The organism is Pseudooceanicola profundi, assembly GCF_050897955.1.
Classification (GTDB): Bacteria; Pseudomonadota; Alphaproteobacteria; order Rhodobacterales; family Rhodobacteraceae; genus Pseudooceanicola.
This window is the reverse complement of record NZ_JBPAXZ010000001.1, coordinates 1,429,432-1,448,546: the sequence shown is the minus strand read 5'-3', so window position 1 is coordinate 1,448,546 and position 19,115 is coordinate 1,429,432. Positions and strand designations below refer to the sequence as shown.

Here is a 19,115-nt window from a genome sequence, read left to right as displayed (position 1 = left end):
ATATGCTTCAACCGAAACGCACTAAGTTCCGCAAGCAGTTCAAAGGCCGGATCAAGGGCGAAGCCAAAGGCGGCTCCGACCTGAACTTCGGGACCTTTGGCCTGAAGGCGACCCAGCCGGAGCGCGTCACCGCGCGCCAGATCGAAGCCGCACGTCGTGCCATGACGCGTCACATGAAGCGTCAGGGCCGTGTCTGGATCCGGATTTTCCCGGATGTGCCGGTGACCTCGAAGCCGACCGAAGTCCGTATGGGTAAAGGTAAAGGCTCCGTCGATTACTGGGCTTGCAAGGTCAAGCCGGGCCGCGTGATGTTCGAACTGGACGGTGTGTCCGAGGACATCGCCCGCGAAGCGCTGCGTCTGGCTGCTATGAAGCTGCCGATCAAGACGCGCGTCGTGGTCCGCGAAGACTGGTAAGCGACAAACTTGTTTGTCGCTCGGCGGTGTGGACATGTGCCCCGGCACATGTCGGGCCGCCACCCGGTCAGAGATAAAGAAACCCCCGCTGTCGCCAGCGGGGGTTTTTTTCTTTTGGTGCCTGGGGGAGGGGATCAGGCGATTGTCGCCTTGACGGTTTCCGACAGTGGCGTCGTCGGGCGGCCGATCAGGGCCGAGAGCGCCTTGCCGTTTTCATACAGTGCGCCGTTCTTCGCGGCCGTATCGAAGCCCGCGAATGCCTGGGCCATCGGGGCGGGGAAACCGGCGCCCGTCAGCACCTCTGCATAGGCGGCTTCGGGCATGTCGGCATAGGGGATGTCTTTGCCGCTCTGCTTCGACAGCTCCGCCGCGAGGTCGGTCAGGGTGTAGGCCGTGTCGCCGGCCAGCTCATAGGTCTTTCCGGCCTCGGCCTTGCCGGCCAGCACGACAACGGCGGCATCCGCATAATCTTCGCGTGCGGCTGAGGAGATCAGGCCATCGCCGGCGCTGCCGACAAAGGCGCCATGTTCCAGTGCGGAGGGGATCGAGGCCGCGTAATTCTCCGTATACCAGCCATTGCGGAGCAGGGTGACCGTCAGGCCGGAGGCGGCGAGCATGGCTTCCGTCTCCCGATGTTCGCCGGCGAGGGACAGTTCAGAAGTGTCGGCATGCAGGACGCTGGTATAGACGATATGGCCGACGCCCGCCGCCTTGGCCGCGTCGATCACCGCCTTGTGCTGCGGCACGCGTTTGCCAATTTCGCTGGCCGAGATCATCAGCAGCGTGTCGACGCCGGCGAGGGCAGGGGCCAGCGTTGCGGGCTGGTCATAGTCGAAGGCGCGCGTCTCCACGCCCAGATCAGCAGCCTTTTCGGGAGAGCGGGCGAGGGCGATCACCTCCGCACCCTGCGCTTTCAGTTTGGAGATCACGAGGCGGCCCAGCTGTCCGGTGGCCCCTGTCACGGCGAATGTCATGTCGAATTTCCTTTTGATTTGCGACTGGGGGTGATGTACGAAGTGAGCTTACAAAAAGTAAGTACGCACAGAAATGTAAGTATGGAAAAACCTGCCATGACCCTGTCGGAAAAGCTGCGGAAGGGCGATCTGCTGTCCGCGAACTGTCCCTCAAGGGACGTTCTGAAACATGTGACCAGCCGCTGGGGCGTGCTGGTCCTGATCGCGCTGGAGATGGAGACATTGCGGTTCAGCGCCCTGCGCCGCCGTGTGGGGGGCGTCAGCGAACGGATGCTGGCGCAGACGCTGAAATGGCTGGAAGGCGACGGGCTGGTGGAGCGGATCGAATATGACGTGGTGCCGCCGCATGTCGAATACCGGCTGACGCCGCTGGGCGTTGAGGCGGCGGAAAAGGTCCGCCTGCTTGCCGACTGGATCGAGACGAGCCTGCCGCAGATCGCGCAGCATTGGGATGTGGCGGCGGAATAGCCCGCCGCCCTCAATTTAATGCGTGCGCCGGCCCGATCCGGGGCCGGGCGCGATCACGGGCCTGTTACACCCCGTATTTCTTCCGCAGTTTGTTGATCAGCGATTTCTGAGTATTGCCTTTGGACACCTTTTGCGCGTCTTGCGATTGCGGGTACCAGTGGCCCTTGTTACCGCTCCACATCATCCAGACCGTGCCGTCCGGCACAGTGACATAGTCCTTGCAGGCTTCGTGTTTGACGGAAGTGATTTTGCCGTCTTTCGGGCCGGTCCAGACGGTTTCATTGCACATGCGGCTGGCTGTCGTGACATACCATTTGCCAACCCCGACCCATTCCTTGCTTTCGCCCGTCCCGAGGTATTCGCCGGACGGTCCGTAATAGGCCGTCCCGCCATTTTTCCAGGTTGCCGTTTTGCCGGCGAGAAGTTGGATGATCTCCTGCGGTGGGGTTTTCGTCGAGCCTTTGGGCTTTGCTTCAGACAGGGCCGGAGATGTGGCCGTGGCGGCGATGAGGCAGGCCGTTGCTGTAATCTTTGTAAAATTCACGATGTCCTCCACTGATTAAATGCGACAATGCCTTTTAGTAGACCGGCTTGTTGACGTTAGGTCAACAATGCCGTGGCACGGCGGCTCCCCTCGCCAATGAGGGCTCTGTGCTCTATGCCGTCGGAAGACATCATCTGTGCTGACGAGGCTGCCCATGTCCGAGCTGAAATCGCTTTTTGCCACCCAACTCTATCGTGCCCGGCTGAACGAACACGGGCCCGGTGTGGATGCTGATGAGCTGGAGTCGTCCTGCTATTCAATCGCGGAGGATGACGAGGCCGGGCAGGAATGGTGTGAGGCGAACGGCTATCCGGGCTATACCTCCTATGCCTCGCTGACCGATCTGCCCTGGCGGTTCCCGATCTTTGCCGATGTGGTCAAGGCGCTGGATGCCCATGTCGCGGCGTTTGCAGAGATGTGCGAGTTTGATCTCGGCGACCGGGGGCTGGTTCTGGAGGATCTCTGGATCAATATCCTGCCCGAAGGGGGGACCCATTCCAGCCATATTCACCCGCATTCGGTGATCTCCGGCACGACCTATGTGGCCATGCCCGACGGTGCCTCCGCCCTGAAGCTGGAGGACCCGCGCCTGCCGATGATGATGGCCGCGCCCACCCGCCGCAAAGGCGCGCGGGAAGAGCTGAAGCCCTTCATCTATGTTGCGCCCGAAGTCGGGGAGGTGCTGCTCTGGGAAAGCTGGCTGCGCCATGAGGTGCCGATGAACCTGAGCGAGGACGACCGGATTTCCGTCAGCTTCAACTACAAGTGGGAATGACCGGGCTCAGTAGAGCTGATCCGTGTTGGACGTATGAATGAGATCGTCCAGCTCTTCCAGAGAATGGGCGAGCTGGGAATGCACCTTCATCATCTCTGCCAAGGTCGGCACGTCCGAAGTGTCCGGCCAGTGCTCCGGCTGCCAGGCGCGGGAGCGGATGAAGGCCTTGGGGCAATGGGAGAGGACCTGGTCGACCCGGATCAGCGTGACCAGCCCCGCCGGACGGCCATTGACGGCAAGCTGTTTAGACAGGGGGGCGTCCCGCACCACCGCGCCATGGCCCCGTACGCGGAGGGTGTCGCCATGGCCGGGGATCAGGAACAGAAGGCCGATATGGCCCGTGCGCATCACGTTCTCATGGGCATCCATCCGGTAATTGCCGGGCCGGTCGGGCAGGGCCAGCGTCTTGTCGTCCAGCACCTGAATGAAGCCCGGCGGGTCGCCACGGGGCGTCACGTCGAGGCTGCCATCCGGCCGCCGCGTGGTCAGGATCGCCAGTGGTGAGGCGGCGATGAAGCGGCGGGCGAGATCGTCGATATGGTCGATCTCCTTGTCCCGGACGAATTCAGAGGGCATGCGGTATTCTTCCCGCAGGGCCTCAACGGTGTCGAAGTGTCGGTCGACGGGGCGGCCAAAGACAGTTTGGGACATGGGGCGACCTCTCTGTTTGGCAAAAGTATGCACGAGAGGGGCGGCCGGAGGCGATCATTTTGCCAGGTATTTGAATTTGGCTGTTTCTTTGGACGTCGGTGCAGAGAGATTGCGCAGCCTTAAGCTATTGGCGCCGCCGGGTTCATTCTGACTGGCCGTAGCGTGGCGGATGCGGCATCAGGGACGAAACACCAGCCGCAGGAGATGAGCTTGGACCCCCGATCGCTAGAAATGACCGTCCTGATGACGCCGGATATGGCCAATTTCAGTGGCAAGGTTCATGGCGGTGCGCTGCTGAACCTGCTGGACCGCGTGGCCTTTTCCTGCGCGTCACGCTTTTCCAAACGCTATGCGGTCACACTGTCGGTCGATCAGGTGACGTTCAAAGAGCCGATCAATGTGGGCGAGCTGGTGACTTTCCGTGCTTCGGTGAACCACGCCGGTCGCACCTCGATGGAGGTGGGTATCCGGGTGGAAGCGCAGGAGATCCGGTCGGGCAAAAGCCGGCATACCAATTCGTGTTACTTCACCATGGTTGCCGTGGATGAGGACGGTAAGCCTGCCGAAGTGCCGGAGCTGCAGATCCTGACGGAGGTCGAGGAGAAGCGCAACCGCGCCGCCCAGCTGCGCAAAACCCTTCGCAAGCAGGTGGCTGAAGAAATGGCCAAGGCGGCGAAAGGTTAATCTGGCGCGAATTCGCATCTGGTGTCGCCACAGATAACCTAACTTCCCGATACAATATGGGGTGTATCCCCTTGACGCAAGTGATTCAAATATGCCGCTCTTAGACGGCGACTTGACGCCGTAGGTCTAGCTTTGAAGTACAAGTAAAACTACCTTGACAGCATGAGTGCAGCCGACGCCCAGCTTCCGTACAATCGACGCGTCCTTGAATGGGCGCGTGTTCGTACCGGCATGGCAGTGGAAGAAGTCGCGAAAAAGATCAATGTCGCTGCTCAGAAGGTGGTTGACTGGGAGGCCGGGGAGTCCAAGCCTACAGCGCGACAAGGCAGGATGCTGGCGGCTGCCTACGATCGACATTTCCTAGAATTTTTCTCTGACAAGATACCGGAGCTCTCCGAAGTAGTGCTTGTGCCTGACTACAGGACCTTCAAGGGAAAAGGCGCGCCGGGACCAAAGGAAAAACGGTCAATGGTTGCCGTGCAGGAATGGGCAGAAGAGCAAAGGCTGAACGCTCTTGCGATTATCCAAGAACTTGGTGATCAGCCACCCATTTTCTCTAAAAACCTCCGGTTTAGCCTTGACGCAGACGTTGAAATTGCTGCGGAAATCAGCCGGGAAGCAATGGGCCTCACTATTGAGGATCAGCTCCAGATCAAGAAATCACTTAGATACACATTCCCGGAAATCCTTCGCGATAAGATAGAAGGCATGGGAGTGCTGGTGCTCAAGCAAAGTGGGATTACCAAGCTTGGTGCGAGAGGGATTTGTCTATTTGCCGAGCCGCTTCCTGTAATTGTCTATGGGAATGAATCTCCGGGCGCGCAGGCGTTCACCCTAGCCCACGAACTGGGGCACGTGCTACTTGGATCAAGCGGCATAAGCGGCCAGCCCCGTCTTGGCGGCAAATCGGGCCACAAGGCAATTGAAGATTGGTGCAACAGATTTGCTTCGGCATTTCTTGCACCCAAAGATTCCATAGAACGGGCCATAGAAAAACCCTCCAAGCCACTGGATCGAATTGACACAGTCGTTCTTGGCGACCTTGCTGAGATGTTTGCTATGAGCCGCCACGCAATGCTCATTAGGCTTATTGGGCTAGGCTATGTGCAGCCGCAATTCTATTGGAAAACAATGCGTCCAATCTTTCTTAGAGAAGAGGAAGATCACAAATCTTTCGGACGCCCTCCATATTATGGAAAAAGATACGTCAACGCTAAGGGCCGCTATTACACTGGACTTGTGATGACTGCTTGGAGTGGCGGGTATGTTACCGCCCATAACGCAGCTGAGTACATGGGTATCAAGAACTTCGAGCACCTCAAGGACATCCGCGAGGACTATGGATTTTGACCCACAAGTACTGCCTCGATACGTCCGGCTTTTCCAATCCTCTAATGGACATGCCAGAGGACATTCACAAGACGCTGTGGCCAAGCGTAGTTTCGAAGATTGACGCACATTTATTCTGTTGGAATATGGAAATTGCTGCTGAGATGAGTTCCATCCAGGGGGCCGTGGGCGCTGCACTCAACAATTGCAACGGTTCATGCTGCTTTGTGGAGGGTGAGGGTAGTTGGAATTGGGCGTCCTACATCGCCACCAACAACGCATGGCGGACTCGATTCAAGCCGTACATATCTGAATACAACGGCAATCGCAAAAACACGATTGGACTAAATGACTTATCCATTGTTGCGCTTGCTCACACGCTTGAACTTCCCGTGGTCAGCATGGAGGCCCCCAACATGGGGCAGCCTAGCCAAACCAAATTGCGAATACCGGATCTGTGTAAGGTGGTCCACGTACAGCACTTCAACTTCACTCAGCTTTGCCGAAAAGAGGGGATCAGCGGATGAATATGTCCTTGATGCAGGCTTTGAACGAAGATCGTCTAGACGACTACATCGCCCAAGAAGAGGCGCGCGGCGTCGGCCCGATCTGCGCGGCGGAGTTTGATGAAGCAGCCGCGACAGTGATCAAAACGCCGCCACAAGACGATCAAACATCAGGTTCACCTCGCCGCGATGGTTCGCGCGGAAAGTGAATTCGTCCAGATACTTTCGCATGTGCCGCTGACTGATCGAAACGTGGGTGCCACGGATCGAGTGCTTGAAGTGACGCCAGAAGCTTTCGACGTGGTTCGTATGGTGAAGCGTATCGGTGTCAGCATCATACACAGCCCACTCTTTCGCCCCATGCTTGACCGCGACGTGCGAATAGCCGTGCTCTTTCAGTAAACGATAGCTATAGAGCTCGTCGGTCGAGACGGTCGAACCGGCCTCAACAGTCTTTAGAGTTTCATCTCGCAGGGTATTCAGCTTCACGTCAGGGATAATCTCGGTCACGAGACGCCCACCACGCTGTTTGAAGCCCATAACAATGGTCTTACCAGCAGCGCCACGTCCACGTTTGCCGGGACGCTTCCCGCCAACATAGGCTTCGTCAATCTCGACATGACCTTGCAGCATCGCCTTGAGGTCGTGCTTGTCCATTTGCTCCCGGATTTTATGGCCAATCCGCCATGCGGTCTTGTACGTGACACCAAGTTGGCGCTGGAGTTCCTTACCGGAAACGCCATGACGGGTCGTGACAAACAGATAGATCGCATAAAACCACACCTGGAGCGGCGTCCGGGTGTCTTGAAAGATGGTGTCAGCGGTGGGATACACATGATCCCCGCAAGCCGCGCAGGCCCACGCACGGCGGCTACTCATGCGGTGGAAGGTGCTTTCAACGCCACAGGCTCTGCACACATGCTTGTCGCCAAAGCGGACATTGAAGATGTGCTCAAGGCAGGCTTCATCATCCGGGAAGCGCTTGAAGAATTCGCGGACGCTGAAATCTGGGGTGGCTGACTTACTCTTTTCCATGACCTCAATATAGGATCATGGACTACTTGCGTCAAGGGGATACACCCCTACAATATTGCCTATCGTCACCGACGATTTTTCCGGTTAGGGGGCAGATAGGGAGGTGGTGTCGGATCCGGTGACGTGCCGGGTCTGCCTATGACCGGAAGAACGGACCGCCACGCGCGGTCAGACGATAAGAAAAAGAATACATATGTCTGACACACTGCCGCGCCCGGTTCTTACGATGCGCTTGGACATGGGACCTGCCAAGCAGATCTCCGGAGGGACGGGCGAAATCCGCATGATCTACAATGTGCGGGGCGGGGAGTTTCAGGGCAGCGGCCTTCGCGGCGTTGTTATGCCGGTGGTGGGCGACTGGGTCAGTGTCAAAGACGGCTCGGTGACAATGGATGTGCGGGTCAAACTGCGGACCGAGGCCAGTGCCGATATCCTGATGTCCTATGAGTCGATTGCCGACCTCGATGCCGTCGGGCGGGCGCTGTTGACGTCGATCCCCGAAGCCGCGCGGGCGCAACATTTTTTCCGTGTTACTCCGACCTTCGACACAGGCGCGCCGTCGTTGCGCTGGCTCTGTGATATGACGTGTTTTGCTATCGGGCTGCGGTTCGATGATGCGATCCACTACCACGTCTATCCCTACTGATGTGTCCGTGTTCCGTCCACGGCGGGCGAAGGATGAGAAAACCCAGCCTGAGGGCTTGCCACAAAAGGGAATCCCGCCTATACGGCGCGCTCATCATGACTCCACCGGAATCAGGGTGACCCGCCGCAACCGCGGTCAGGGCCCTCCGGTGATGTTGAAAAAAGGAATGTTTCATGAGCGCGCAAGAGCTTCGCGACAAGACCCCCGATCAGCTGCGGGAGCAGCTGACCGAGCTGAAGAAAGAGCAGTTCAACCTGCGCTTTCAGCAGGCCACCGGCCAACTGGAGAACCCCGCACGTATGCGTGCCGCGCGCCGCGAGGCCGCCCGCGTCCTGACCGTGCTGAACCAAAAAGCCGCTGCGGCTGCTGAATAAGGGAAGACCCAGATGCCCAAACGTATTCTTTCCGGCGTCGTGACCTCCGATGCCAACGCCCAGACCGTCACCGTGTCGGTGGAACGCCGCTTCACGCACCCGGTTCTGAAAAAGACCATCCGTAAGTCCAAGAAGTACCGGGCTCACGATGAGCAGAACACCTTCAAGAAAGGTGACGAGGTCCGCATTCAGGAATGCGCGCCGAAATCGAAGACCAAGCGCTGGGAAGTGATCGTCGCGTAAGCGGCAGCTTAACAGCTTAATCGAAACCCTGGGGAAAAGGGCATACTGCACGCCCCCCCAAAGGTCGGGAGAAACCAAATGATCCAGATGCAGACCAATCTGGATGTCGCTGACAACTCCGGTGCTCGCCGGGTTCAGTGCATCAAGGTCCTCGGCGGTTCGCACCGCCGTTATGCGTCGGTTGGCGACATCATCGTTGTTTCGGTGAAAGAAGCCATTCCGCGCGGCCGTGTGAAAAAGGGTGACGTCCGTAAGGCCGTCGTCGTTCGCACCGCCAAGGAAGTCCGTCGTGAAGATGGTACCTCCATCCGCTTCGACCGCAACGCCGCCGTCATCCTGAACAACGCAGGTGAGCCGGTCGGCACCCGTATCTTCGGGCCGGTTGTGCGTGAGCTGCGTGCCAAGAACTTCATGAAGATCATCTCGCTCGCTCCGGAGGTGCTGTAATGGCTGCGAAACTCCGCAAGGGTGACAAGGTCATCGTGATTGCCGGCAAAGACAAAGGCAAGACCGGGGAGATCACCCAGGTTCTGCCGCAGGACGGCAAAGCCGTTGTCGAAGGCATCAACATGGCCATCCGCCACACCCGTCAGTCCCAGACCCAGCAGGGTGGCCGGCTGCCGAAGGCGCTGCCGATCGAGCTGTCGAACCTGGCGCTCGTCGATGCAAACGGCAAACCGACCCGCGTTGGCTTCCGCATGGAAGGCGACAAGAAAGTCCGTTTCGCCAAGACCACGGGGGACGTGATCGATGCTTGATACCGCAAACTACACCCCGCGTCTGAAATCCGCCTACCGCGACAGCATCCGTGCCGCGCTGAAGGAGGAATTCGGCTATACCAACGACATGCAGATCCCGCGTCTGGACAAGATCGTCCTGAACATTGGCTGTGGTGCCGAAGCGGTGAAAGACAGCAAGAAAGCCAAATCGGCGCAGGAAGACCTGTCGACGATCGCTGGCCAGAAAGCTCTGATCACCACCGCGAAAAAGTCGATCGCTGGTTTCCGCGTCCGTGAAGAAATGCCGCTGGGTGCAAAAGTGACCCTGCGCGCTGACCGGATGTACGAATTCCTCGACCGTCTGATCACGATCGCAATGCCCCGTATCCGCGACTTCCGCGGCGTCTCGGGCAAGAGCTTTGACGGCCGTGGCAACTATGCCATGGGCCTGAAAGAGCACATCGTGTTCCCCGAGATCAATTTCGACAAGGTCGATGAGGTCTGGGGCATGGACATCGTGATCGCGACCACTGCGAAGACCGATGCGGAAGCCAAGGCGCTGTTGAAGCACTTCAACATGCCGTTCAACAGCTGATCGCGGGAGACAGAGATATGGCTAAAAAATCCATGATCGAGCGCGAGAAAAAGCGCGAGCGTCTGGTCAAGAAGTATGCCGCTAAGCGTGCTGCTCTGAAAGAAATCATCAACGACGAGTCCAAGCCGATGGAAGAGCGTTTCCGCGCGACCCTGAAGCTGGCGGAACTGCCCCGCAATTCCTCCGCGACCCGTCTCCACAACCGTTGTCAGCTGACCGGCCGTCCCCATGCTTACTACCGTAAGCTGAAGGTCTCCCGGATCATGCTGCGGGAACTCGGCTCCAACGGCCAGGTCCCCGGCCTCGTGAAATCCAGCTGGTAAGGAGGGCTGAGATATGAACGATCCTATCGGCGATATGCTCACCCGTATCCGCAACAGCCAGCTGCGCGGCAAATCCGTTGTCTCCACCCCGGCGTCCAAGCTGCGGGCTTGGGTTCTGGATGTGCTGGCGGACGAAGGCTATATCCGCGGCTATGAAAAAGGCACTGACGAGCGTGGTCATCCCACCCTCGAAATCAGCCTGAAATACTACGAAGGCGCCCCTGTCATTCGTGAGCTGAAGCGTGTTTCCACGCCCGGCCGTCGCGTTTACATGAGCGTCAAGGACGTCCCGCAGGTCCGTCAGGGCCTCGGTGTGTCGATTGTCTCCACGTCCAAGGGCGTGATGTCGGATGCAGCAGCTCGTAGCCAGAATGTTGGCGGCGAAGTTCTCTGCACCGTCTTCTAAGGAGGTCTGAAATGTCTCGTATTGGTAAAAAACCGGTCGAGCTGCCCTCGGGCGTCACCGCGACGATCTCGGGCCAGACCGTGGAAGTGAAGGGGCCGAAAGGCACCCACAGCTTCACCGCCACCGACGATGTGACGATTGCGCAGGACGACAATGTCATCACCGTCACGCCGCGCGGCTCTTCCAAGCGTGCGCGCCAGCAGTGGGGCATGTCCCGTACCGTTGTCGCGAACATGGTGCAGGGTGTGACCGGCGGCTTCAAGAAAGAGCTCGAGATCACCGGTGTGGGTTACCGCGCCGCTGTTCAGGGCAACACCCTGAAGCTGAACCTCGGCTACTCGCATGACGTCGATTTCGACATTCCGGCCGGTGTGACCATCACCTGCCCGAAGCAGACCGAAATCGTGATCGAAGGCTCCGACCCGCAGCTCGTGGGTCAGGTTGCGGCAAACATCCGCGACTGGCGCCGTCCCGAGCCCTACAAAGGCAAGGGGATCAAGTACAAGGGTGAGTTCATCTTCCGCAAGGAAGGCAAGAAGAAGTAAGGACGCAACAGATGGCTACGACAAAACGCTCGCTGTTCCTGAAGCGCCGCCTGCGCGTCCGGAACAAACTCCGCAAGGTGAACGCTGGTCGCGTTCGTCTTTCGGTTCACCGTTCGAACAAGAACATCAGCGTCCAGCTGATCGACGATGTGAATGGCGTGACGCTTGCGTCCGCTTCCTCGCTCGAGAAAGACCTGGGCGTTGTCGGCAAGAACAATATCGACGCGGCAACCAAGGTCGGCGCGGCGATTGCCGAACGGGCCAAGGCGGCCGGTGTGGAAGAAGCATACTTCGACCGCGGCGGTTTCCTCTTCCACGGCAAGGTGAAGGCTCTGGCCGACGCTGCGCGTGAAGGTGGTCTGAAGATCTGACGGGGCGATGGGTGCACAGCACCCATCCTACCGCGTCTCAGGGGATGGCGATGGTGTTTATCGTCCGTCCCGTAGGATGGGTGATACCACCCATCCTGCCAGAGGGCCAAACGGCCCCGATGATCCGGGACGCCGTCGCAGGGCGGTTTCACCAAGGATCGACACAACCGGGTCGCCGATTGGCACAGGACCCACGATGAAAAGGAGAGCCCATGGCTCGTGATGACAACCGGGGCGGCAACCGTCGCGACCGCGAGGAAGCCCCCGAATTTGCAGATCGCCTTGTCGCGATCAACCGTGTGTCCAAGACCGTCAAGGGTGGTAAGCGCTTCGGCTTTGCCGCGCTCGTCGTCGTGGGCGACCAGAAAGGCCGCGTCGGCTTTGGCAAAGGTAAAGCGAAAGAGGTCCCCGAGGCCATTCGCAAAGCCACCGAGCAGGCGAAGCGCCAGATGATCCGCGTTCCGCTGCGCGAAGGCCGCACGCTGCACCACGACATGGAAGGCCGTCATGGCGCCGGTCGTGTCGTCATGCGCACCGCCCCGCATGGTACCGGTATCATCGCCGGTGGTCCGATGCGCGCCGTGTTCGAAATGCTGGGCATTCACGATGTGGTCGCCAAGTCGATCGGCTCGCAGAACCCCTACAACATGATCCGCGCCACGCTGAACGGTCTCCAGAAAGAGTCCTCGCCCCGTCAGGTGGCGCAGCGTCGTGGCAAGAAAGTGGCTGACATCCTGCCCAAGCGCGATGACGCGCCGGCCGAGTCCAGCCATGTCGCCGAGGAGGCATAATCCATGGCTACTATCGTTGTGAAACAGATCGGCTCTCCGATCCGCCGTCCCGCCAAGCAGCGCGCCACGCTGGTTGGCCTGGGCCTGAACAAGATGCACCGCACCCGGGAACTGGAAGATACCCCTTCGGTTCGCGGCATGGTCCGGTCGATCCCGCATCTGGTCGAGATCATCGAAGAAAAGGCCTGAGAAAGGCGACAGGATCCCATCCGGATCCTCGGAAAATGACAAACGCCCCGGTCCACTTGGCCGGGGCGTTTTGCTGTCGGGGCTGTGCATGCAGTGTCAGGAACCCGGCACGAATGCGCAGGATTGCGGATCGCCCGGGTCTTTCATTTTACGGCGCGGAGGGGCACATCTGACAGATGAGCCGAGGAGCCGACATGACCATTCCCTACTCAGCCTACCGCCACCATCCCGCCCTGCGCGGCCTGATCCGCGATCCGGCGGAGAGCTTTTTCCGCGATCTCGACCTGACGGAGCTTGACCGGCGCATGGCAGAGCGGGGCGTGCCGCAGCCCTGGCGCCGCACGGATGAGGAGCGGGAGGCGATCCGGCACCAGTTCTTCGCCGGGCAGGAGGGCGACGTCTGGGTCTTCGCCTATGGCTCGCTCATGTGGGACCCGGCGATCCTGTTTGACGAGGTGCGACGGACGCGGTTGCCCGGCTATAAGCGCTCCATGTGCCTTGTTGATCGCCGTGGCGCGCGCGGGACGGCGGAGGCGCCGGGGCTGATGGCCGGTCTGGCCGAGGGCGACGCCTGCGAGGGGCTGGCCTTCCGCATCCCGGCGGAGATTGCCGATGCGGAGACGGAACGGCTCTGGCGGCGGGAGATGATGTCGCATGCCTATGTGCCCGTACTGGCGCCGGCGGAGACGCGGCAGGGCCCGGTCAATGTGGTGGCCTTTGTCGCCGACCCGAGTTCCGAGATGATCGAGACCGATCTGCCGCATCCGCTGCAGGTCGAATATATCTCGCAGGGGGAGGGGATGCTGGGCACGAGCCTCGAATATCTCGAAGGTATGCTGCGGCAGTTCCATGCGCTGAAAGTCGAGGATCCGGAGCTGGAACAGCTCCTGTGTGACGTGATGGCGCGGAGAGCTGCGGCGGAATGACCTGGTCAGCCGCGCCGGCGGGCGTCCTCCGGACGGGTGAAGGGCAGCGCCCCGTAGAGCGGACAGCCCAGCGTCTCCTGCAGGGCATCGACCAGTTCCTGCACCGTATTGGCAGAGACATACATGCCGCCGGTGCTGTCGGCGAGGCAGCGGGCGACCGACTGATCGCCGGCGCTGATCTCCTGCTCCGGATTGTCCCAGGTCCAGAAATCGACGATGGCGCGAAAGCCGATGACATGGATGGTGAGGTCGCGCGCTTCGGCCGCCAGCGTCGCGCCAAGCGCGCAGGGGCGGCCGCCGCAGGTTTCGTTGCCATCGGTCACCACGACGATGACGCCGGGTTTCTTGTGGTAGTTCAGGACATCCGCGGCCGTCTGCACCGATGCGGCAAGCGGCGTCAGACCGCCCGGGGAGATGCCGTTGACATCCGCGATGACCGGCTCCGCCGCATCGGCCCGGGGCGGAAAGCGCAGGTGGATGCCGGAGCAGCTGTCGCCATCATTGGGCCCGTAGATCAGCAGGCCGATGCGCCGGGTGGGCGCGATCTGCGGCATGGCGCGGGCCACGGCCTGACGGGCCTCCGCGATGCGGGTGATCTGGCGGGGGTCGAAGCCGAATTCCACCATGGACCCGGAGCCGTCGAAGACGAGCATCGCGTCGGTCGCGCATTCGCCCGAAGGGCCGCCAGCGGCGGGCAGGAAGCTCGCCGTGACAAGGGCCAGGCAAAGGAGCGAGGTGCGGATCATGGTAAAGTTGACCATAGGTCACCTTGTCGATCAACGCTTTTGCGTGGCCCGCCCGCCCGGTGCCTTTAAAACGCTGCGAGAGGCGACATGAAACTGGATGACCAGCACGAAAATCCCGGAGCAACCAAGAGATGGATGCGCTGAATGTCGAGGCTCCGGAGCTGGAACAGCTCCTGTGTGACGTGATGGCGCGGAAGACCCGGGCAGCAGGGTGGTCGGACCGTCGCATTTATTTTCCGATGGCGGGAATAGATGGCCCGGCGAGGTGTATCTCTCATGTCTGCGATGGGCAGACGGTTAAGATGTGAGAGAGACAATGTTCAAAATCATGATGTCCGCGACCGTTCTGGCCGCTGCCGCAACCGGTGCTCTGGCGGATCAGCAGGGGGCGCTGGTTCAGACCGCGAAACTGGGCGATGCGCTGTATCTGGTCGATGTGGCCAAGATGACGCTGTACACGTTCGACAAGGATGCCGACGGTCAGTCCAATTGCTACGACATGTGTGCCAAGAACTGGCCGCCGCTGATCGCAGCCGAGGGGGTATCGCTGCCGGCGGGCTATGCGACCACCACGCGCAAGGACGGGGCGATGCAGGTGACCTATAAGGATCAGCCGCTGTATCTCTGGGTCAAGGATATGAAGCCCGGCCAGCAGACGGGCGAAGGTGTCAACGGCGTCTGGCATATTGCGCGTCCGTAAGGGCTGAGGATCGGGCGCGGCGGAGCCAAGCCGCCGCGCCCGGACGGAGGGGTGATGACGGGGTTCAAGGATCAGCTTCAGGCATGCCTGCCGGACCTCTGGCGGTTTGCCTTTGCATTGACGCGGGATCGCGATGCGGCGGATGATCTGGTGCAGGATTGTCTGGAGCGCGCGTTGAAGAAGCAGCATCTGCGGGCTCCGGGGCGGGCCTTGCGGCCCTGGCTGATGACGATGCTGCGCAATATTCATCGCAATGACCGTCGGCGGCCGGTCTTGCGGGGGGCGGATCTGGCCGAGGATATTGCCGACCCGGCCGGGCCTGACCGGGCGGAGGACCGTCTGGAGCTGTCCCGGCTGATCGACCGCGTGGCGAGGCTGCCGGAAGACCAGCGCGTGCCACTATTGTTCGTGGTCGTCGGCGGGATGAGCTATGCGGAGACAGCGGAGGCGCTGGACATTCCTCTGGGGACGGTGATGTCGCGGATCGCGCGGGCGCGCGCCGCATTGAGAAGCGATCCGGTCCCCGGCCGGGCCGTGCTGAGGAGCGTGCAATGACACCGGATGCGGAGCTTTTGATCCATCTCTATGTCGATGGCGAGCTGACAGAGGAAGAGGCGCGGGCCTTCGAGAGGCGCATGGAAGAGGATGCCGATCTGGCAGCCCGGGTGGCGGACCTCCTGTCGCAGAATGACCGGATTCGATCGGAGATCCCTATGCCGTCGGAGGGGCATCTGAACCGGTTGCTGGAGGGCGCCGGGTCCAACCCGGACAGGTCTAACCCGGACGGCGTGCGGCGTTTTGCGCCGCTGGCGCCGCTGGCCCGGATCGCGGCGGCGGTCGGGCTGCTGGCCCTCGGTGGGGCCGGGGGCTTTGGCCTTGCCACACTTGGGGGCGGGGTGGCACCTGTCGCGGATCTGGATACGACCGCGACGCAGGCCCATGTGCTCTATGCCGCCGAGGTGGTGCATCCGGTCGAGGTGACGGCAGGGCAGCGCGACCATCTGGATGGCTGGCTGTCCAATCGCCTCGGGGCGGAGATCGCCGCCCCGGATCTGACGGGGCAGGGATATGATCTGGTTGGCGGGCGGCTGCTGCCCTTTGCGGGGCAAGGGGCGGCGCAGTTCATGTACGAAACCGGCGACGGGTCGCGCCTGACACTTTATGCTGTCACAACCGATGCCCCGGCGCAGAGCTCCTTCCGGTTCCGGCAGGAGGGCGCGCTGATGGCGGTGACCTGGCAGGAAGGCATCTGGCGCTATGCGCTGGTCGGCGTGGCCGGGCGTGCGGCGATGGCGGAGATTGCGCAGTATATTCACGGAGCCCGGCTGTGAGGCGGGTCATGACGCTTGCACAGCACATGGCTGAGCGTTATACGCCCCCGGTGGCCGACTGCGGCCCGATTCACATAACCAAGAAATGCCGTGTCCCCTCCATTTCGCTTCAGGAGGGTGTTCCGGCCAAGGAGAAGCGACATGAAACTGCATGAACTGCGCGACAATCCCGGCGCAACCAAGAAACGGATGCGCGTTGGCCGTGGTCCGGGCTCCGGCAAAGGTAAGACCGGTGGCCGTGGTATCAAGGGTCAGAAATCCCGTTCGGGCGTTGCGATCAAGGGCTATGAAGGCGGCCAGATGCCGCTCTACCAGCGTCTGCCCAAGCGTGGCTTCAACAAGCCGAACCAGAAATCCTACGCCGTGATCAACCTGGGCATCATTGCCAAGTTCATCGAGGCGGGCAAGCTGGACGCCGGTTCCATCACCGAGGACAGCCTCGTGGCCTCCGGTGCCGTGCGCCGCAAGCTGGACGGCATCCGCGTGCTGGCCAAGGGCGAGCTGACGACGGCCGCCACCATCGAAGTGACCGGTGCCTCCAAGGCAGCGATCGAAGCGGTCGAAAAGGCCGGCGGTTCGCTGAAGGTCACAGCTGCGCAAGCCGCAGAGTAAGCGGTTGTGGGCGGTCTCCGGGCCGCTTACATAACCCCTAGTTTTCCAAAAGCGCCGCCGTGCCGGAAGACCGGTCCGGCGGCGTTTGTCTGAAAGAGAGAGCCTCATGGTATCCGCAGCAGAACAAATGGCGGCCAACACGAGCTGGGCCGCGCTCGGCAAGGCGACCGACCTGCGAAAGCGCATCTTCTTCACCATCATCCTTCTGTGTGTGTACCGTCTGGGCACCTGGATTCCGGTACCGGGCATCGACGGCGCGGCCCTGCGGGAATTCATGGAAGGCGCGGGGCAGGGGATCGGCGGTATCCTGTCGATGTTCACCGGCGGCGCTCTCGGCCGGATGGGTATCTTCGCCCTCGGTATCATGCCCTATATCTCGGCCTCGATCATCGTTCAGCTGCTGGGCTCCATGGTGCCTGCCATGGAACAGATGAAGAAAGAGGGCGAGCAGGGCCGCAAGAAGATGAACCAGTACACGCGGTACGGCACCGTGGGTCTGGCGACGCTGCAGTCCTACGGTCTGGCCGTGTCGCTGCAGAACGGCGATCTGGTGCAGGCCGATATTCCGTCCTGGTTCTTTATCACCACCTGCATGGTCACGCTGATCGGCGGCACGATGTTCCTGATGTGGCTGGGCGAACAGATCACGGCGCGGGGCCTTGGCAACGGTATTTCGCTGATCATCTTCGTCGGCATCATCGCGGAACTGCCAGCAGCGCTGGCGCAGTTCTTCGCCTCCGGCCGGTCCGGGTCCATTTCTCCGGCTGTGATCGTGGGCGTCATCCTGATGGTGACGGCGACAATTGCCTTCGTGGTCTTCATGGAGCGCGCCCTGCGCAAGATCCACATCCAGTATCCGCGTCGTCAGGTCGGTATGAAGGTCTATGACGGTGGGTCCTCGCATCTGCCGATCAAGGTGAACCCTGCGGGCGTGATCCCGGCGATCTTTGCCTCGTCGCTGCTGTTGCTGCCGGTCACGATCTCGACCTTCTCGGGCAATTCGACCTCGCCCGTCATGTCGACGATCCTTGCCTATTTCGGACCGGGCCAGCCGCTCTACCTGCTGTTTTTTACAGCAATGATCGTGTTTTTCGCGTATTTCTACACGTTCAACGTGGCGTTCAAGCCGGACGACGTGGCCGATAATCTGAAGAACCAGAACGGCTTTGTTCCCGGCATCCGGCCGGGCAAGAAAACGGCCGAATATCTGGAGTATGTCGCGAACCGCATTCTGGTGCTGGGCTCTGCCTACCTTGCGGCAGTTTGTCTCCTTCCGGAGATTCTGCGTAGCCAACTGGCCGTTCCTTTCTATTTTGGCGGCACATCCGTCCTGATTGTGGTTTCCGTCACGATGGATACGATCCAGCAGGCACAGAGCCATCTGCTGGCGCATCAATATGAAGGGCTGATCGAGAAATCGCAGCTGCGCGGCAAGGGCAAAGGCCGCACGAAACGGAGGGGGGCAGCACGCCGATGAACATTATTCTTCTTGGACCGCCGGGCGCCGGCAAGGGGACCCAGGCCCGGAAGCTGGTCGAAGACCGGAACATGATCCAGCTCAGCACCGGAGACATGCTGCGGGAGGCGCGGTCTTCGGGCACTGAGATGGGCAAGAAAGTCGCCGAGGTCATGGACAGCGGCAAGCTGGTCACCGATGAGATCGTCATCGGGCTGATCCGCGAGAAGCTGGAAGGCGACCATGGCGGCGGCTTCATCTTTGATGGCTTCCCCCGGACGCTGGCCCAGGCCGATGCGCTGGAGGCCCTGCTGGCCCATATGGGCGAGACGCTGGATGCCGTGATCGAGCTGCGCGTGCGCGACGAGGCGCTGGTGGCGCGGATCGTCGGCCGGTCGACCTGTGGGTCCTGCGGTGAAGTCTATCACGACGAGACGAAACCCATTCCGGCCGACGGCAAATGCACCGTCTGTGGCGGGACGGAATTCAAGCGTCGCGCGGATGACAATGAGGACAGCCTCAAGACCCGTTTGATGGAATATTACAAGCAGACCTCGCCGCTGCTGGGCTATTACCACGCGAAGGGCAAGCTGAAACGTGTTGACGGGCTTGCCGAAATGAATGTGGTTGAGGCCTCGATCAAGGCGATCCTCGACGCCTGAAAAGACTCGTAAGTGGAATCTTTGAAAACCCCGCCCGGTGTCATCCGGGCGGGGTTTTTGCTTGTGACGCCAAAATTCGGCCTTTCCGATTGACGTAT

30 protein-coding genes are annotated in these 19,115 nt (G+C 60.7%); 25 read left to right on the top strand and 5 right to left on the bottom strand.

Annotated features, from left to right (window positions below; genetic code table 11):
- Positions 1–2 precede the first annotated feature (2 nt).
- Positions 3–416: a 50S ribosomal protein L16 gene (rplP, locus tag ACRARG_RS07300; protein WP_432689331.1), complete on the top strand. Its 414-nt coding sequence runs from the start codon at positions 3–5 to the stop codon at positions 414–416.
- Positions 417–550: 134 nt separating this feature from the next.
- Here rplP and ACRARG_RS07295 read toward each other — a convergent pair whose 3' ends face one another.
- Entirely contained in the window at positions 551–1,390 is an 840-nt protein-coding gene (locus ACRARG_RS07295; protein WP_432689330.1) for an SDR family oxidoreductase, read from the bottom strand.
- Positions 1,391–1,471: 81 nt separating this feature from the next.
- Here ACRARG_RS07295 and ACRARG_RS07290 point away from each other — a divergent pair, with 81 nt between their 5' ends.
- Positions 1,472–1,858 carry a winged helix-turn-helix transcriptional regulator gene (locus ACRARG_RS07290; protein WP_432689328.1) on the top strand — a complete coding sequence of 129 codons (387 nt, stop codon included), beginning with the start codon at positions 1,472–1,474 and terminating at the stop codon, positions 1,856–1,858.
- Positions 1,859–1,922: 64 nt separating this feature from the next.
- On the opposite strand, the gene ACRARG_RS07285 is transcribed toward ACRARG_RS07290, so the two are convergent.
- Positions 1,923–2,402: a DUF995 domain-containing protein gene (locus ACRARG_RS07285; RefSeq protein ID WP_432689327.1), complete on the bottom strand. Its 480-nt coding sequence runs from the start codon at positions 2,400–2,402 to the stop codon at positions 1,923–1,925.
- A 154-nt stretch (positions 2,403–2,556) separates the two neighbouring features.
- On the opposite strand from ACRARG_RS07285, the gene ACRARG_RS07280 reads away from it, so the two are divergent.
- A complete protein-coding gene (locus ACRARG_RS07280) occupies positions 2,557–3,177 on the top strand; it encodes a TIGR02466 family protein (protein ID WP_432689325.1) in 621 nt (206 codons plus the stop codon).
- A 6-nt stretch (positions 3,178–3,183) separates the two neighbouring features.
- On the opposite strand, the gene ACRARG_RS07275 is transcribed toward ACRARG_RS07280, so the two are convergent.
- A complete protein-coding gene (locus ACRARG_RS07275) occupies positions 3,184–3,828 on the bottom strand; it encodes an MSMEG_1061 family FMN-dependent PPOX-type flavoprotein (RefSeq protein ID WP_432689324.1) in 645 nt (214 codons plus the stop codon).
- A 210-nt stretch (positions 3,829–4,038) separates the two neighbouring features.
- Here ACRARG_RS07275 and ACRARG_RS07270 point away from each other — a divergent pair, with 210 nt between their 5' ends.
- From ACRARG_RS07270 to ACRARG_RS07260, 3 genes are all read left to right on the top strand, one after another.
- Positions 4,039–4,512, top strand: a complete 474-nt coding sequence (locus ACRARG_RS07270) for an acyl-CoA thioesterase (RefSeq protein ID WP_432691331.1) — start codon at positions 4,039–4,041, stop codon at positions 4,510–4,512.
- A gap of 162 nt (positions 4,513–4,674) precedes the next feature.
- On the top strand, positions 4,675–5,862 hold the full coding sequence (locus tag ACRARG_RS07265) for an ImmA/IrrE family metallo-endopeptidase (protein WP_432689323.1): 1,188 nt from the start codon (positions 4,675–4,677) through the stop codon (positions 5,860–5,862).
- The gene (locus ACRARG_RS07260) at positions 5,859–6,368 is read left to right on the top strand and encodes a DUF4411 family protein (RefSeq protein ID WP_432689322.1); all 510 of its coding nucleotides are present in this window, start codon (positions 5,859–5,861) and stop codon (positions 6,366–6,368) included. Before ACRARG_RS07265 ends, ACRARG_RS07260 begins: the two co-directional genes overlap by 4 nt.
- A gap of 120 nt (positions 6,369–6,488) precedes the next feature.
- Here ACRARG_RS07260 and ACRARG_RS07255 read toward each other — a convergent pair whose 3' ends face one another.
- Positions 6,489–7,382: an IS1595 family transposase gene (locus ACRARG_RS07255; RefSeq protein WP_432689321.1), complete on the bottom strand. Its 894-nt coding sequence runs from the start codon at positions 7,380–7,382 to the stop codon at positions 6,489–6,491.
- Between the two features lie 193 nt (positions 7,383–7,575).
- Here ACRARG_RS07255 and ACRARG_RS07250 point away from each other — a divergent pair, with 193 nt between their 5' ends.
- The 13 genes from ACRARG_RS07250 to ACRARG_RS07190 all read left to right on the top strand — a co-directional run bounded on the left by ACRARG_RS07250 (position 7,576) and on the right by ACRARG_RS07190 (position 13,510).
- A complete protein-coding gene (locus tag ACRARG_RS07250) occupies positions 7,576–8,028 on the top strand; it encodes a DUF3237 domain-containing protein (RefSeq protein WP_432689320.1) in 453 nt (150 codons plus the stop codon).
- A gap of 173 nt (positions 8,029–8,201) precedes the next feature.
- Positions 8,202–8,402, top strand: a complete 201-nt coding sequence (gene rpmC / locus ACRARG_RS07245) for a 50S ribosomal protein L29 (protein ID WP_432689319.1) — start codon at positions 8,202–8,204, stop codon at positions 8,400–8,402.
- 12 nt (positions 8,403–8,414) lie between these two features.
- Positions 8,415–8,645 (top strand): 30S ribosomal protein S17, encoded by a 231-nt coding sequence (rpsQ, locus tag ACRARG_RS07240; protein WP_432689318.1) that lies wholly within the window; start codon positions 8,415–8,417, stop codon positions 8,643–8,645.
- 78 nt (positions 8,646–8,723) lie between these two features.
- Positions 8,724–9,092 (top strand): 50S ribosomal protein L14, encoded by a 369-nt coding sequence (gene rplN, locus ACRARG_RS07235; protein WP_009805806.1) that lies wholly within the window; start codon positions 8,724–8,726, stop codon positions 9,090–9,092.
- The gene (gene rplX / locus ACRARG_RS07230) at positions 9,092–9,403 is read left to right on the top strand and encodes a 50S ribosomal protein L24 (RefSeq protein ID WP_432689317.1); all 312 of its coding nucleotides are present in this window, start codon (positions 9,092–9,094) and stop codon (positions 9,401–9,403) included. Before rplN ends, rplX begins: the two co-directional genes overlap by 1 nt.
- Positions 9,396–9,959, top strand: coding sequence for a 50S ribosomal protein L5 (gene rplE, locus ACRARG_RS07225; RefSeq protein ID WP_432689316.1), 564 nt, complete (start codon positions 9,396–9,398; stop codon positions 9,957–9,959). The genes rplX and rplE overlap by 8 nt, the downstream gene beginning before the upstream one ends.
- A gap of 17 nt (positions 9,960–9,976) precedes the next feature.
- Positions 9,977–10,282, top strand: coding sequence for a 30S ribosomal protein S14 (gene rpsN, locus ACRARG_RS07220; RefSeq protein WP_432689315.1), 306 nt, complete (start codon positions 9,977–9,979; stop codon positions 10,280–10,282).
- Between the two features lie 13 nt (positions 10,283–10,295).
- A complete protein-coding gene (rpsH, locus tag ACRARG_RS07215; protein ID WP_432689314.1) occupies positions 10,296–10,688 on the top strand; it encodes a 30S ribosomal protein S8 in 393 nt (130 codons plus the stop codon).
- An 11-nt stretch (positions 10,689–10,699) separates the two neighbouring features.
- Positions 10,700–11,233 (top strand): 50S ribosomal protein L6, encoded by a 534-nt coding sequence (gene rplF / locus ACRARG_RS07210; protein WP_432689313.1) that lies wholly within the window; start codon positions 10,700–10,702, stop codon positions 11,231–11,233.
- A gap of 11 nt (positions 11,234–11,244) precedes the next feature.
- On the top strand, positions 11,245–11,604 hold the full coding sequence (gene rplR, locus ACRARG_RS07205) for a 50S ribosomal protein L18 (protein WP_432689312.1): 360 nt from the start codon (positions 11,245–11,247) through the stop codon (positions 11,602–11,604).
- Between the two features lie 212 nt (positions 11,605–11,816).
- Complete coding sequence (gene rpsE / locus ACRARG_RS07200) at positions 11,817–12,395, top strand: 30S ribosomal protein S5 (protein ID WP_432689311.1); 579 nt, start codon at positions 11,817–11,819, stop codon at positions 12,393–12,395.
- 3 nt (positions 12,396–12,398) lie between these two features.
- Complete coding sequence (rpmD, locus tag ACRARG_RS07195) at positions 12,399–12,584, top strand: 50S ribosomal protein L30 (protein WP_432689310.1); 186 nt, start codon at positions 12,399–12,401, stop codon at positions 12,582–12,584.
- A gap of 194 nt (positions 12,585–12,778) precedes the next feature.
- Complete coding sequence (locus tag ACRARG_RS07190; RefSeq protein WP_432689309.1) at positions 12,779–13,510, top strand: gamma-glutamylcyclotransferase; 732 nt, start codon at positions 12,779–12,781, stop codon at positions 13,508–13,510.
- Between the two features lie 5 nt (positions 13,511–13,515).
- Here the strand turns inward: ACRARG_RS07190 and ACRARG_RS07185 are convergent, their stop codons facing one another.
- Positions 13,516–14,271 carry a vWA domain-containing protein gene (locus ACRARG_RS07185; RefSeq protein WP_432689308.1) on the bottom strand — a complete coding sequence of 252 codons (756 nt, stop codon included), beginning with the start codon at positions 14,269–14,271 and terminating at the stop codon, positions 13,516–13,518.
- Positions 14,272–14,587: 316 nt separating this feature from the next.
- Here ACRARG_RS07185 and ACRARG_RS07180 point away from each other — a divergent pair, with 316 nt between their 5' ends.
- From ACRARG_RS07180 to ACRARG_RS07155, 6 genes are all read left to right on the top strand, one after another.
- Complete coding sequence (locus ACRARG_RS07180) at positions 14,588–14,956, top strand: COG4315 family predicted lipoprotein (RefSeq protein ID WP_432689307.1); 369 nt, start codon at positions 14,588–14,590, stop codon at positions 14,954–14,956.
- A gap of 54 nt (positions 14,957–15,010) precedes the next feature.
- Entirely contained in the window at positions 15,011–15,511 is a 501-nt protein-coding gene (locus tag ACRARG_RS07175) for a sigma-70 family RNA polymerase sigma factor (RefSeq protein WP_432689306.1), read from the top strand.
- Positions 15,508–16,287 (top strand): anti-sigma factor family protein, encoded by a 780-nt coding sequence (locus tag ACRARG_RS07170; protein WP_432689305.1) that lies wholly within the window; start codon positions 15,508–15,510, stop codon positions 16,285–16,287. The genes ACRARG_RS07175 and ACRARG_RS07170 overlap by 4 nt, the downstream gene beginning before the upstream one ends.
- 141 nt (positions 16,288–16,428) lie before the next feature.
- Positions 16,429–16,899: a 50S ribosomal protein L15 gene (gene rplO / locus ACRARG_RS07165; RefSeq protein WP_432689304.1), complete on the top strand. Its 471-nt coding sequence runs from the start codon at positions 16,429–16,431 to the stop codon at positions 16,897–16,899.
- Positions 16,900–17,005: 106 nt separating this feature from the next.
- Complete coding sequence (gene secY / locus ACRARG_RS07160; protein ID WP_432689303.1) at positions 17,006–18,376, top strand: preprotein translocase subunit SecY; 1,371 nt, start codon at positions 17,006–17,008, stop codon at positions 18,374–18,376.
- Complete coding sequence (locus ACRARG_RS07155) at positions 18,373–19,017, top strand: adenylate kinase (protein WP_432689302.1); 645 nt, start codon at positions 18,373–18,375, stop codon at positions 19,015–19,017. Before secY ends, ACRARG_RS07155 begins: the two co-directional genes overlap by 4 nt.
- Positions 19,018–19,115: the final 98 nt, after the last annotated feature.